Here is a 13,331-nt window from a genome sequence, read left to right as displayed (position 1 = left end):
CTCCCTCGCCACAGGGGGTTCACATTACTTTGCTTGCAGACCCACGGCGCTGCGCGGCATGCCGACAAACCCCGGCAACGCCTCGATGCGAGCAAGCCAGGCACGCACTTGAGGGTAGTCGGCCAACGACACATTGCCTTCCGGCGCGTGGGCCACGTAGGTGTAGAACGCCACATCGGCGATGCTCGGCTGCTCACCAACCAAAAAGCGGCTTTGGCTCAGTTGTTCGTCCACCAGCTTGAGCAGCGCATGGGAACGGCTGATGGCCGCGACTGTATCGACTTCGGCACCAAACACCACCGCCAACCGCGCAGCAGCGGGTCCGGCGTGCAGTTGGCCGGCAGCCGCCGACAACCAGCGCTGCACGCGAGCCTGGCCGACAGGGTCGCTCGGCAGCCACTGGCCGTTGCCATATTGGTTGGCGAGGTACACCAGAATCGCGTTGGAGTCGGCCAACACCGTGCCGTTATCGTCAATCACCGGCACCTGGCCAAAGCGGTTGAGGTGGGCGATAAAGTCCGGCGCTTTTTGCGCGCCTTGCTTGAGGTCGACCAGGATAAATTCACTGGGCAAGCCCAGCAACGACAACATCAGCTCGACCCGGTGGGAGTGGCCGGACAAGGGGAAACCATAAAGCTTGATCGCAGGCTGGGACATGAGAGGCTCCAAAAGTGGGGGTGTTGACGCCACACATACTCCACCGCTGCCCTGATCGATGGAATCACCAGACTTTACAATCGAGCATTTCACTCGATGAAACAATCACTCGCCAAACAATTCCACGATCAGGTTGAACAAGGTGGTCTTCACCGCACTGTCCAACTCGGTCCAGGCCAACCCCGTGGTGGCCTGAAACCCACCCAATTGCAAAGGCCGCGACACGCAATTGACTGGCAACGCCCGCGCCGCCTGCTGCGGCAACACGCCGATGCCCAACCCGGCGGAGACCAGCGCGAGCATGGTGGTGAACTCACCCAGTTCGCTGGCGATGTCCAAGGGTATGCCGACGGCCTGGATAAGCTCATCGTAGAACCCCGGCGCGTAACGCCTGGCGAGGATATACACCGGCCACGTGAGCAGGTCGGCAGGCTGGATGGACTCCAGGGCGGCCAAAGGGTGGTCCATCGGCAGCGCCACGCAGAAACTCTCACGCAAGACCGCACGGGTCTGCACGCCGGGGTGGGCGGCCGGCAGGCGCATCAGGCCGAAATCCAGCTGGCCATTCTTTAACGCGGCGGCTTGGTCGGGGCCGGGCATGTCCTTGAGTTCCAGTTCGATACGCGGGTAACGCTGATGCACCGCGCGGATCAGTTGCGGCAGCAATTGCGGCAATACCGAGGACACAAACCCCAGGCGCACCCGGCCGATTTCACCGCGGTTGGATGCCCGCGCCGCCTCTGCCGCCCGAGCGGCCTGGTGCAAGGTGGCCTGGGCCTCAGGCAAGAACGCCCGCCCCGCTTCGGTGAGTGTGACCGAGTGGCGGTTACGATCCAGCAGGCGCACGCCCAAGCCGCTTTCCAGCACCTTTATCTGCATGCTCAGCGCCGGCTGCACGATCGACAACTGCGCCGCTGCCCGACCGAAATGCAGCTCCTGAGCGAGCACCACAAAGGCGCGCAAGTGCTTTAACTCCATTAAATTCTCTCAGCTATCAGAAACGGTTATCACAAATGGTGATCACCCGATCACAAATGAAAATTGGACGCTGCCCAGCGCCTGGGGTGAAGTAAGCCCAATTCATACACGATATGACGGGGCGTGGCCTATAACAATCCGAACACGGACCCCACGTATCTGCTGCTGGTCGCGCTGATCACGATTATCGGATAGATATTGTTGATCACCCACCTCAAGGTCCATCCCTTTGTCACCCTGGAGTTCATCATGCTGCTGTCGTTGGTAGTGTGAAGCGTTAGGAGAGGTAGCTCATGCAAAGCGTTCTAGACAACTTCCGCCTCGATGGCCGGCTGGCGCTGGTCACCGGCTCCAGTGCCGGTATCGGCCTGGCGATTGCCCGCGGCCTGGCCCAGGCCGGGGCGCAGGTGGTGCTCAACGGGCGCAACCGCAGCACCTTGCGCGATGCGGCGGCGCTGCTGGCGGCCGAAGGGTTGACGGTGCACACCCAGGCGTTTGACGTGACCGACAGCACGGCGATCCAGGCCGCCGTGGCGGACATCGAAGCGCGCCTCGGCCCGCTGGAGATCCTGGTGAACAACGCCGGCATGCAACGGCGTGGGCCGCTGGAGGACTACAGCGAGCAGCACTGGCGCGAGTTGATCAGCACCAATCTGGACAGCGCCTTTCTGGTTGGCCAGGCCGTGGCGCGGGCGATGATCCCGCGCAAGCGCGGGCGCATTATCAATATTTGTTCGGTGCAAAGTGAGCTGGGCCGCCCCGGCATCGCGCCGTATGCGGCCAGCAAAGGCGCGCTGAAGATGCTCACCAAGGGCATGGCCATCGATTGGGGCCCGCATGGGTTGACGGTCAATGGCATCGGCCCCGGTTATTTCAAGACGGAGTTGAACGCCAACCTGGTGGCCAACCCCGAGTTCAGCGACTGGCTGGTGCAACGCACACCGAGTCGCCGCTGGGGCGACGTGGCCGAACTGGCCGGTGCCGCCGTGTTCCTTGCCAGTGACGCTGCCAGCTTCGTCAACGGCCATATTCTGTACGTCGACGGTGGTATCACCGCGTCGCTGTAAACCGGAGAACTGTATGCACGCTATCGTTTGTCACGCCTCCAAAGACCTGCGGGTCGACCCCCAGGACGAACCGCAACCCCTCGCCCCCGATCAACTGCGCGTGCGCATTGCGCGTGGCGGCATCTGCGGTTCGGACCTGCATTACTACCAGCACGGCGGCTTCGGCACCGTGCGCCTGCGCGAGCCGATGGTGCTCGGCCACGAAGTGTCAGCGGTGATTGATGCCGTGGGTGCGGACGCCGGGCTGTTCAAGGTCGGCCAGCGCATCAGCGTATCGCCCTCGCGCCCGTGCGGCGGTTGCCGCTACTGCCATCAAGGCCTGCCGAATCACTGCCTGAATATGCGTTTCTACGGCAGTGCGATGCCGTTTCCGCATATTCAGGGCGCGTTTCGCCAGAGCCTGGTGATCGAGACGCATCAGGCACATCGGCTGGCCGACCACGTGAGCCTGGCCGAAGGTGCGCTGGCCGAGCCGCTGTCGGTGGGCCTGCACGCGATTCAACGCGCCGGCGCGGTGTTCGGCAAACGCGTGTTGGTGACCGGTTGCGGCCCCATCGGCAACCTGCTGATCGGTAGCCTGCGCGCCGCCGGTGCCGGTGAAATCGTCGCCGTGGACCTGTCTGCCAGCGCCCTCGCCTGCGCCGAAAAAATGGGCGCCACGCGCACTCACAACATTGCCGACGGCGCGGATGCGCTCAAGCGCTACACCGCCGAAAAAGGCTATTTCGAGGTAATGTTCGAAGTCTCCGGAAGCGCCCAGGCCTTGCGCAATGGCCTGGAATGCATCGCGCCACGGGGTGTGCTGGTGACAGTCGGACTCGGCGGCGATGTGTCGTTGCCATTGAACCTGCTGGTGAGCCGCGAGATCGACTTGCGCGGCACCTTCCGCTTTCACAGCGAGTTTGCCCAGGCGGTGGATTTGCTCAATCGCGGGATCATTGATGTGAAGCCGGTGATCTCCCACACGGTGCCGTTTGAACAGGCGGTGCAGGCGTTTGAACTGGCGGCGGACAAGACACAGGCGATGAAAGTGGTGCTGGATTTTGGTGTGGCTGACTGAGCTTGATTCACCGTTGTGGCGGCCTTCTGGCAGGACGGGGCCCGGTCAAATGTGGGAACTGGCTTGCCTGCGATTGCATCACCTCCGTGTACCTGATGTACCGAGGTGCCCGTATCGCAGGCAAGCCAGCTCCCACAGAAAAGCGCCATGTGGGTTGAGCAGCGGGCATCAGGTGACGGAACGGCCAGACCAGCACCTGAGGTTCAAGCGCGCTCTTCAAGCCGATCGCGCAAAAACCGATGGCTGTTGGAAAACAACCGACGGTAGGTGAGCAGCACCGCACCTACCGTGCCCAAGGCCGAGGAGGCGGCGATCAGAAACATGATCACGATCTGGTAACGCACCGCGTCCACCGGGCTTTCGCCGGCCAGTACCTGGCCAGTCATCATGCCGGGCAGGCTGACGATGCCGACCACGGTCATCTGGTTCAGCGTCGGGATCATCCCGGCGCGCACGGCCTGGCGGATCGCCTCCTGGGCGGCCTCCCAGCGTGAACCGCCAAGTGCCAGGATCATCTCGATGGAATTGCGCCCCGAGGTCAGTTCCTGGGTCATGCGCTCAATGCCCAAGGACACGCCGGTGAGGGTATTACCGAGGATCATGCCGAGGATCGGAATCGCATACTGCGGCTCGTACCACGGATGGATACGGATCACCGCAAACAACCCCACCGCCGTGACCAGCCACGAACTGCCCCACACCGACAGAATGCTGTCGACCCGTTGCCCACGGTAAGTGCGGCGCCCACGCCCCGCTGCGGATAACCCGGCGATCAAGGTCATCGCACACATCAGCGGCAGCACCACATACCAGTAGGCAAACTCGAACACCCAACCCAGCAGGTAACCGATGGCCAGCAATTGCACCACGGTACGCACGGCCGCCCACAGCAATTGGCGGCCCAGGCCCAGACGCAGCAACAGCGACAGCGCGCCGTTAATGAGTATCAGCGAGGCGGCGATGCCCATGTCCAATGCCGTGAGGTTTTGATAGTTCATGGCTGGGCGACTCCGCTCAGGACACCGGCGCTCATGTGCAGGTGAATGGCGCTCATGCGCCGGGCCTGGTCGAGGTCGTGGGATACCCAGATATAGGCGCGGGCATTGTCGGCGGCATACCAGGCGCTGATCAGTGCCTCGACATCGCGCGAGGACGTGGGGTCGAGGGCGGCCGTCGGTTCATCCAGCAACAGCACTTCGGGGTTCAGTTGCAAGGTGCGGATCAGTGACACCACCTGGGATTCACCACCGGACAGGTCGCCGGCGTTTTTGCCCAGGAAGTCCGGGCTTTTACCGGCATGTTCCAGCAGTTTGGTCACCGCTTGCAGGTCGAAGCTGCGCGTGCGCAGGGTCTTGAGGCTGAACGGGAAACGCAGGTTGTCCTCCACCGTGCCCTCCAGCAGCGCCGGGCGTTGCGACAGGTAGCTGATGTGGCTGCGATAGTGGGGAATCTGCGCATTTGCGATCGGCTGGTTGTTCCACAGGATCTGCCCCGACGTGGGCGCATCCAGCAACGCCAGCGCGCGCAGGAACACGCTTTTACCGGAGCCGGAGGAGCCGGTGATGGACACACGGTCGGCGCGTTTCAGGCTGAAATCCGTGGGTTGCAGCAACGCCACTTGGCGCCGCTCGTCCCTGCGCGTGAGGGCGCGGGTTTCGATCAATACGGTGTCGGTCATCAACTCGTACTCGGCTTAACGGCTTGCAATCGACTACTCCACTGCCTATATTTCGTGCCTGGCGCACTCCACGCCACCTTCCGCGGAAAGGGCTGCGCCCAGGATCCTGACTGAATATCACATTTCTACGACTCCCAACCTGAAAGCGGAAAAGGTTTGTGCAAGGAGATCGTATGTCGCAACGCCTCTTATCCTCGAATACCGACGGCCGCCTCAACCTTGAGCAGCAGCGCAAGCGCGCCAAGGAACTGTTGCCACGCCTGAAAACCCTCGACCCGCACGCCACCTTGTCCCAGGCCCAATGGCAGGTCGCCAGGCAGCTGGGTTTCAGCAGTTGGCCCAAGCTCAAGGCGCATGTCGACGCCATCGACTTCGCCGCCCGCCACCCGGACTTTGCTGCCAGCGATGAAGCCCGCACCACCCACTGGCGCTGTGGCAGTGACATTGCCCACAGCCTGCAACTGGCCGGGTTCAAGGGGCAGTTCCGCATGCTCACCGATCCGTTATGCATGGGGCCGGTGCGCGACCTGCCCAGTGAAGATTTCCGCGCGATGCGCAGTGCCTTTATCAGCCAGGCCTTTGCCCTGGACGCTGCTGAAGTAACCCACCGCGTCAATGATGAATACGACCACCTGCAGGCCCTGGCCAGCGCCGCTCACAGCGTGCTGTGGTGCGAAGCGGACGCCTATGATCAGCTGTTTCTGGTCCGCGCGCTGGCCGGTCTTGAGCGCGCGCCGAAAAAGCTCGAGCTGATCGAAGTCGACCGTATTCCGGGTGTCGAACGCTTTATCGGCATCGGCCAGCTGGCGCCCGATGTATTGGCGTGGTTGTGGCCCCAACGACGCTTGATCGATGACGCAGCGGTGCAACTGGCCCGACAGGCCTGGGCGGCTTACTGCGACAGCTCGCCGGTCAAGCTTGCGCAACTGGCTCACGGCAACCACCCGGCCCTGCCCTTTCTAGCCAACGCGTTGTTGCGCCAGTTGCAGGAGTTGCCCGGTATTGAGGATGGCCTGTCACTGACTGAACGCTTGTCGCTGCGCTACATCGCCGAGGCCGGGCCGGTGCCGTTCGGCCGGGTGTTCGCCGAACTGATGGCCAAGCGTGAGCCGCTGCCGTTCCTGGGCGACATGATGTTCCACGCGCTGTTGCGGCCATTGATCGACTGCCCGAACCCCTTGCTGGTCGAAACCGCGACCGAACGCGACTGGCCGCGCCGCGAACTGGCATTGACGCCACTGGCGCACCAAGTGCTGGGCGGCGAGGCTTATTGGTTGGACCACGCCGGGCATGAGCGCTGGGTCGGCGGCGTGTGCCTCAAGCCTGGCCAACCGCATTGGGCACTGGCCCACAACAGCCTGCCGGTGTGGCGCACCTGAGGCCGGCTCAGCGCTTGGGCGATAAACCGACGGCGCACGCCATCACTGCCGGGTCGCCCAGGTAAACGCTACGCGCAGCCGTCGAGGGTGCAGCGACCCGGCTGTCGACAGCGCGCAACATCGGTCGCTCAACCGTCGGCAGACTATGCAGGGGGTCGACAATCTCCATGCAGCGGCGCAGGGAGTTGAAATCCGGCGACTGCGACAGCGACAGGTGCAAGGTCTGGCTCACCGACACCGACACCACCGAGCTCTGTGCGCATTGCCCGTCGTAGATCAGCGTATGGCGAATCAATGGGTTGTCATGGCAGTACTTCAACAGGTTGACCTGCCGCGAACGCACCAGCGCCGTATTGATGATCAACAGGTCGAATGCCACGCAACCGGAGCGCGTCAACGCCTGCAATTCGTCGAACGAACTCAAGGGGGCGATGCGGTGGTAGCCCAGCTGGTTGAGCATTTTCTCCAGCTTGATCCGCTGCAGCAGGTCTGCATCGGCAATCAGAAGGCGTAAGGCTTTATTGGACATAGGGTAAACCTGACAGTTGGGCATCAGCGTCGATCATTCAACGTCGAACACGGTAACTGTCGGGGCTCGAACATGCCTTTAAGGCGATTCTGAAACGGGCACTGCACGCTTTTAAGAATCGCCTCAAAGCCCTCGCACTCACCCGCCCCTACCATGGCTGCGTTCCCACACGTTGCCATGGAATTTTTGTGTTCATATTTTTACTCAGAATGATGCTGCTGGCCGGCGGGCTGCTGGTGCTCGCGCCACCGCCAGCCAGCGCGGCGCTGAAGATCGAAGGCACACGCCTGATTTATTACGGCCAGGACAAGGCCGCCGGCATCAGCGTGGTCAACCCGGCCTCACAGCAAGTGGTGGTGCAAACCTGGATCACCAGCGAGGACGAATCAGCCGACAGCCCCGTGCCGTTTGCTGCCACCGAGCCGTTGGTGCAACTGGGCGCCGGCGAGCATCACATGCTGCGCATCTTGTATGCCGGTGAAGGTCTGCCCGCCGATCGCGAATCGCTGTTCTGGCTCAATATCATGGAGATTCCGCTCAAATCCGCCGACCCCAACAGCGTGCAGTTTGCGATACGCCAACGGCTCAAGCTGTTCTATCGGCCACCGGCGCTCAAGGGTGGCTCGGCCGAGGCGCTGCAGCAGTTGGTGTGGAGCCGCGATGATCACAGCGTCATCGCCCACAACCCAAGCGCATTCCACCTGTCGTTGATCAATGTGCAGACGGACACCCAGCAGCTCAGCGACTACCTGCTGCTCAAACCCCTTGAGAGCAAGCGCCTGAGTACAGCGACTGCTTTACCTACAGGATCCACCCTTCACTTCACCGACATCAACGATATCGGTTTGCAGGCCCGCCATAGCGCGGTGCTCAAGTGATCAATCGCGGGAAACTTGCATTTATGTCTCTCACCAAACGTTTACTGCCCCTTCTACTGTGCGGCTGCGCGGCCCTTCCTGCCACAAGCTATGCACTGTCGTGCGTGGAAGATGGCAGCGGCGCCTATGTCGATATCAACCCGCTTGGCACCTCATTGGCGGTTGCGGCTGATGCACCGGACGGTACGATCATCTGGGAGTCGGGCCCACGCTCCACGAATGTGTTGTGCAAGGACGACCGCAACCACGGCCGCGAAGAAGTGTATTTCTACGTCAACCCGGCCAACGTCAGCATCGGCCAAGGCATCCGCGTAGGCATCCGCTACAACAACGCGCCCATCACCCAAAGCACCGGTAAGGTCGGCACCGGTTTTTACTCGGACCGCGGTTGCAACTGGTCCAATTGCACAGGCTGGGACAAAGCGCGCTTTACCCTGAACTTCAGTGTATTCATCGAAAAATACGGCAAGACACCGCCCAGCGGTCAAGCCAGCACCCTGGCTCAATATCGCGTGTTCCAACTCGACGGCGTACGCGGGCTCAACACCAACCCCAACAGCAACCTCAACTACATCGTCACCGGCATGAACGACATCCGCTTCGTGCCCTGCGCGCCCGAACTGACCATTACCCCCAGTGTCGTCAACTTCCCCACCCCATCACGCAAGGCGCAGGTCGGCGCCGTGGCCAGCACCGCGAACTTCAACCTCAGCCTGCGCAAAGTCTGTGACACGCCCTACACCGTCAATGCACGCTTCGCCACCACCCCGGGTGGCGGCAGTGTCATCAACGGCTTGCTGGTGCCGGCCAACAACAGCTCGGTGGGCATCTCATTGTCTCGCGCCGACAGCGATCAGCGCCTGCCCTTCAATGACTGGTTTACGTTGCAGACACTGATGGGCTCCGGCCAGGCACGCAATGATTTTCGCGCCGACCTGAGCTGGCGCACCCTGCCGATTCCGGGGGCTTTCGAAGCCGCAGTGGTGGTGGACATGTTTTACAAGTAGCCGACGACTTTAAGGATCGTCTTATGCCGTTGGCATTGATATGCCACTACTCTGCGCCGATGCGATTGAAAAGTTACCTGCTCCAGATCAACCCCGTCCTCTCCCGACCCGAAGCAGCCAGAAGGCTGCTTCGTATTTTTGCGAGCGTGCTGCTCGTGGGCATCCTGAGCGGGGTCTATACCTTTCTGCTGTCGACCTTCAACAACGACATCTCCCAGCGCCGCGGCTACATGAGCAGCGCCATCGCCGAAGCCCATACTTTTTTCACCAACCGCGAGGCGCTGCTGCAAAGCCTGAGCCTGTCGGCGGTGCGCAAACAGTCCAGGCTCTACCCCTCCTCCGAGGAAGAACAACACCTGGAACTGGGCAACACACCCGGCAACCAGTGGAGCATCTGGCTGACCGCACGCATGCGCGACTACCTCAAGGCCAAGCAGCTCAACCTGCTGTATGTGAACGCCGGCCCCAGCCCACAGGTGACGCGGCTGTACGACGCCACCGCGCAGGTACTGCCGATTTCCAAGTGCATGCTCAACCGCCTCAAGGCCCTGCAGCACAGCGACCCGGCCACACTTAACGAGTTGTGGCTGAGCGACAACACCGAAGGCCATTCGCACCTCTACATTTTCATCCGCCTCGACGAGCGCGACCCTGAGTCCGGCTGGCTGGGCCTTGAGATGGAAAGTCGTGAAGTGTCTTCAACCCTCAGCGACCAAAGTGCCGGTGAGTTCATGATGCTCAACTCCCAGGGCATGTTGGTGTTTACCAACAGCACCGACACCCAGCTCAAGCAACAACATTTGCGGCCCGGCGAAGAAAGCTTTTTCGGCTTTGTCGGCAACGGTTTGCTGCCCGACCACCTGGTGATTCGCAAGCACTTGAAGTCTTCGGAATGGCAACTGATGTATTCCATCGACCTGCGCGCGGTGGTCACCGGCCTGTGGAAACAGCTGCTCGGCTCGCTGCTGTTCTGCCTGATGAGCCTCACGCTGATCTGGCTGGTGATGCGCCGCGTCGACCAGCGTTTCATTATTCCGTCGATCCATCGCATCCAGGCGTTGATCGAAAGCGAAGCCTTTGGCCGCGATGTGATTCAGATCGCGCCCGTGGCCCTTTGCGTGCTGCGCCGCACCGACGGCCAGGTGGTGCTGGAAAACACCCTGGCCCAGCAATGGTTGGGCAACGGCCCGGAGCGCGAGGCACTGCGGGCCGGCTGGATCGAGCAAGCCTTCGCCCAAGGCCCGTGCGAACGCAGTGATTACTTTGAAACCATCGACGGCCGCCACCTGTACCTGAGCAGTGCCCCCACCCGCTATAAAGGCGAAGACGTGCTGTTTTGCGCGTTCAGCGATATCAGTGCGCGCAAGCAAGTCGAAGCAGCGCTGGAAGAAGCACGCCAGTCGGCGGACGCTGCCAACGCCGCCAAGACCCTGTTCCTGGCAACCATGAGCCATGAAATCCGCACGCCGCTGTATGGCGTGCTCGGCACCCTCGAATTGCTGGCGCGCACGCAACTGGATGCCCAGCAAAGGGACTACCTGCACGCCATCGAAGGCTCGTCGTCGACCTTGTTGCAGTTGATCTGCGATGTGCTCGATGTGTCAAAGATCGAAGCCGGGCAGCTGGCGCTGGAAATGAGCGAGTTTTCACCGCTGGATCTGGTCCACGAAATCATTCAGGGCTATGCCGCAGCCGCCCAAGGTAAGGGCTTGCAGTTGTATGCCTGCTTCGACCCGAAGCTGCCCGAAAGGTTGATCGGCGACGTGACGCGCATTCGCCAGATTCTGAATAACCTGCTCAATAATGCGGTGAAGTTCACCGACTACGGCCGCGTGGTATTGCGGGTAAAGGTACTGGGCCGTGACGGTGAACGCTCCAGCCTGTTGTGGCAGGTCTCGGACACCGGCAAAGGCATCGCCCAGGAAGACCAGGCGATGATTTTCGAACCGTTTTACCAGAGTGAAGGCAACACCAATGTGGTCGCCGGCACCGGCCTGGGCCTGCCGATCTGTCAGCGCCTGACCGAATTGATGAACGGCAACATCCGCATGGTCAGCGAGTTGGGCCTGGGCAGCAGTTTCAGCCTGATCCTGCCGCTGGAAGAAGCGCCGACCACGCCGATGACCGCGCTGTTGGCCGAGACCATCTATGTAGCGTCGCCGATCCCGGAACTGGCCAACTCCGTCAGCGGCTGGCTGCGCCGCTGGGGTGCCAGGGCCCAGGCCGGCCTGCCGACGTTGCCGGACACGCATCTGCTGCTGCAAGTGCACCCCGGCAGCGTCGACCCATTGCTGGCGCCCGAATGGCCGGGGCCGGTGATTCACGTGAGCAGTAATGCCTGCACCGCCGTGGAAGCCGAGGCCGGCGCCTGGCACGTCAACCTCAACCACCTGGGTGCGATTCATCAGGCCGTGAGCCAGGCGCAAGGGCTGTGGGTGGCCCGTGCCGATGAGCAAACACGCCAGCGCGACCTGAACAAACTCAACCTGCACTTGCTGGTAGCCGAGGACAACATCATCAACCAGCTGATTTTGCGTGACCAACTCGAAGAACTCGGCTGCACCGTGGAGCTCGCGGCCGATGGTCAGGAAGCGTTGCAGCTGTACACCGCCGGTAGCTTCGACGTGGTGTTGACGGACGTGAACATGCCCCACATCAACGGCTATGAACTGGCACGCGAACTGCGCCGCCAAGGCTGCCCGTTGCCGATTATCGGGGCCACCGCCAACGCCATGCGCGGCGAGGCCGACCTGTGCCTGGCCGCCGGCATGAACCATTGCCTGGTCAAACCCTTTGCGTTGCGGGCTCTATTCAACTCCCTGGCGCCTTATGCACGGATCACCCATGAAGCCCCTTAGTATTTTGATTGTTGAGGACCATCCCCTGCAGCACATCTACCTGCAGCACTTGCTCAGTGAGTTGGGGGATTTCAGGCTGGAAACCGCCGAGGACGGCAAAGAAGCGCTGGAGCGTTTACGCCAGCGCGATTTCGACCTGGTACTGACCGACCTGCTGATGCCCGGCATGGACGGCGTGCAATTTATCCAGTGCCTGGCCAACTTGCGCAGCAAGCCGGCCCTGGCGATCATGAGCGCCGCCTCGCGGCGCATGCTGATGGCAGCCAGCCTGGTGGCGAAAAACCTCGATGTGGAAGTGATCGGGCTGATCTCCAAGCCCGTTAACGCCGAGGCCTTACGCAATCTGGTCGATCAGCTCAGGAACACGGTGCGCAAGCCCTCCCCCGAACTGCCCGAGCACATGGACATCGACCGCCATACGCTGGTGCAGGCCATGAGCAGCGGCCAGTTGCAGGCCTGGTTCCAACCAAAAAAATCCCTCGCCAACGGGCGCATCGTCGCCGCCGAAGCCCTGGTGCGCTGGATGCACCCCGAGCAAGGCGTGATGCTGCCGGCCGCGTTCCTGCCGGCGATCAAGGCCTTCGAGCTGGAAGAACGGCTGTTGTGGCTGGTACTCAAACAGGCGATTCACGCCCAGGAGCAGTGGCGCCAACGCGGCTATGAAATCCCGGTGGCGATCAACCTGCCCACCCACCTGCTCAACAGCCATGACCTGGCGGACCGCCTGCTGGAGTTTGTGCTGCACCACGACGGCATTCCCGGAATGATCTGCTTCGAGTTGATGGAATGCTCGGTGCCACAGGACATCAGCAACTTCTACGCCGGGGCCTGCCGCTTGCGCATCAAAGGCTTCGGCTTGTCCCAGGATGATTTTGGCAAGGGCTACAGCTCATACCTCAACCTCGTCTCAACACCGTTTACCGAACTGAAGATCGACCAGGCATTGGTGCAGGGCAGCCATGACAACGAAGGCATCGCCCAAGCGCTGGCGAGCATCATCGCGCTGGGCCGCAAGCTCGGCCTGACAGTGGTCGCCGAAGGTGTGGAAACGCCTGCGCAATTGGCGCTGCTGCGCAAAATCGACTGCAATCAGGTGCAGGGTTTCCTGATCTCCCACGCGGTGTCTTCGGACCAATTTCAGCAACTACTGAACAATGATGGCCCCGCGACATCTCACTAGCTGGAGGCCCCGGATTATTTGCCCTTTATAAAGCGCAAGCTCCATCCAGTGCCGATTTGT

Annotated in this window: 12 protein-coding genes; 7 read left to right on the top strand and 5 right to left on the bottom strand. The window is 61.7% G+C overall.

Annotated elements, in window-relative coordinates; all coding sequences use genetic code 11:
- Nucleotides 1-24: 24 nt before the first annotated feature.
- Both AOA62_RS23810 and AOA62_RS23805 read right to left on the bottom strand, forming a co-directional pair.
- Nucleotides 25-657 carry a glutathione S-transferase family protein gene (locus tag AOA62_RS23810; protein WP_017139576.1) on the bottom strand — a complete coding sequence of 211 codons (633 nt, stop codon included), beginning with the start codon at nucleotides 655-657 and terminating at the stop codon, nucleotides 25-27.
- 105 nt (nucleotides 658-762) lie between these two features.
- Complete coding sequence (locus AOA62_RS23805; RefSeq protein ID WP_099549963.1) at nucleotides 763-1,635, bottom strand: LysR family transcriptional regulator; 873 nt, start codon at nucleotides 1,633-1,635, stop codon at nucleotides 763-765.
- Nucleotides 1,636-1,928: 293 nt separating this feature from the next.
- Between AOA62_RS23805 and AOA62_RS23800 the strand changes: the two genes are divergently transcribed.
- Together AOA62_RS23800 and AOA62_RS23795 are read left to right on the top strand one after the other, a co-directional pair.
- Nucleotides 1,929-2,702 carry a glucose 1-dehydrogenase gene (locus AOA62_RS23800; RefSeq protein WP_099549962.1) on the top strand — a complete coding sequence of 258 codons (774 nt, stop codon included), beginning with the start codon at nucleotides 1,929-1,931 and terminating at the stop codon, nucleotides 2,700-2,702.
- 13 nt (nucleotides 2,703-2,715) lie between these two features.
- Nucleotides 2,716-3,762 (top strand): L-idonate 5-dehydrogenase, encoded by a 1,047-nt coding sequence (locus tag AOA62_RS23795; RefSeq protein WP_099549961.1) that lies wholly within the window; start codon nucleotides 2,716-2,718, stop codon nucleotides 3,760-3,762.
- Between the two features lie 203 nt (nucleotides 3,763-3,965).
- Here AOA62_RS23795 and fetB read toward each other — a convergent pair whose 3' ends face one another.
- A complete protein-coding gene (gene fetB, locus AOA62_RS23785; protein WP_058421034.1) occupies nucleotides 3,966-4,760 on the bottom strand; it encodes an iron export ABC transporter permease subunit FetB in 795 nt (264 codons plus the stop codon).
- On the bottom strand, nucleotides 4,757-5,440 hold the full coding sequence (locus AOA62_RS23780) for an ATP-binding cassette domain-containing protein (protein ID WP_099549959.1): 684 nt from the start codon (nucleotides 5,438-5,440) through the stop codon (nucleotides 4,757-4,759). The genes fetB and AOA62_RS23780 overlap by 4 nt, the downstream gene beginning before the upstream one ends.
- A gap of 173 nt (nucleotides 5,441-5,613) precedes the next feature.
- On the opposite strand from AOA62_RS23780, the gene AOA62_RS23775 reads away from it, so the two are divergent.
- The gene (locus AOA62_RS23775; RefSeq protein ID WP_099549958.1) at nucleotides 5,614-6,819 is read left to right on the top strand and encodes a DUF1835 domain-containing protein; all 1,206 of its coding nucleotides are present in this window, start codon (nucleotides 5,614-5,616) and stop codon (nucleotides 6,817-6,819) included.
- A gap of 7 nt (nucleotides 6,820-6,826) precedes the next feature.
- On the opposite strand, the gene AOA62_RS23770 is transcribed toward AOA62_RS23775, so the two are convergent.
- Complete coding sequence (locus AOA62_RS23770; RefSeq protein ID WP_099549957.1) at nucleotides 6,827-7,348, bottom strand: chemotaxis protein CheY; 522 nt, start codon at nucleotides 7,346-7,348, stop codon at nucleotides 6,827-6,829.
- Nucleotides 7,349-7,536: 188 nt separating this feature from the next.
- Here AOA62_RS23770 and AOA62_RS23765 point away from each other — a divergent pair, with 188 nt between their 5' ends.
- The 4 genes from AOA62_RS23765 to AOA62_RS23750 are packed head-to-tail and all read left to right on the top strand — an operon-like array spanning nucleotide 7,537 to nucleotide 13,271.
- Entirely contained in the window at nucleotides 7,537-8,226 is a 690-nt protein-coding gene (locus AOA62_RS23765) for a molecular chaperone (RefSeq protein WP_099549956.1), read from the top strand.
- 23 nt (nucleotides 8,227-8,249) lie between these two features.
- The gene (locus AOA62_RS31840) at nucleotides 8,250-9,233 is read left to right on the top strand and encodes a fimbrial protein (RefSeq protein ID WP_026013883.1); all 984 of its coding nucleotides are present in this window, start codon (nucleotides 8,250-8,252) and stop codon (nucleotides 9,231-9,233) included.
- Nucleotides 9,234-9,292: 59 nt separating this feature from the next.
- On the top strand, nucleotides 9,293-12,091 hold the full coding sequence (locus AOA62_RS23755) for an ATP-binding protein (protein ID WP_099549992.1): 2,799 nt from the start codon (nucleotides 9,293-9,295) through the stop codon (nucleotides 12,089-12,091).
- On the top strand, nucleotides 12,078-13,271 hold the full coding sequence (locus tag AOA62_RS23750) for an EAL domain-containing protein (protein ID WP_017139586.1): 1,194 nt from the start codon (nucleotides 12,078-12,080) through the stop codon (nucleotides 13,269-13,271). Before AOA62_RS23755 ends, AOA62_RS23750 begins: the two co-directional genes overlap by 14 nt.
- The last annotated feature ends 60 nt before the right edge of the window (nucleotides 13,272-13,331 follow it).

The organism is Pseudomonas sp. 2995-3 (assembly GCF_002742565.1).
Classification (GTDB): domain Bacteria; phylum Pseudomonadota; class Gammaproteobacteria; order Pseudomonadales; family Pseudomonadaceae; genus Aquipseudomonas; species Aquipseudomonas edaphica.
This window is presented reverse-complemented; position numbering and strand designations above follow the sequence as displayed.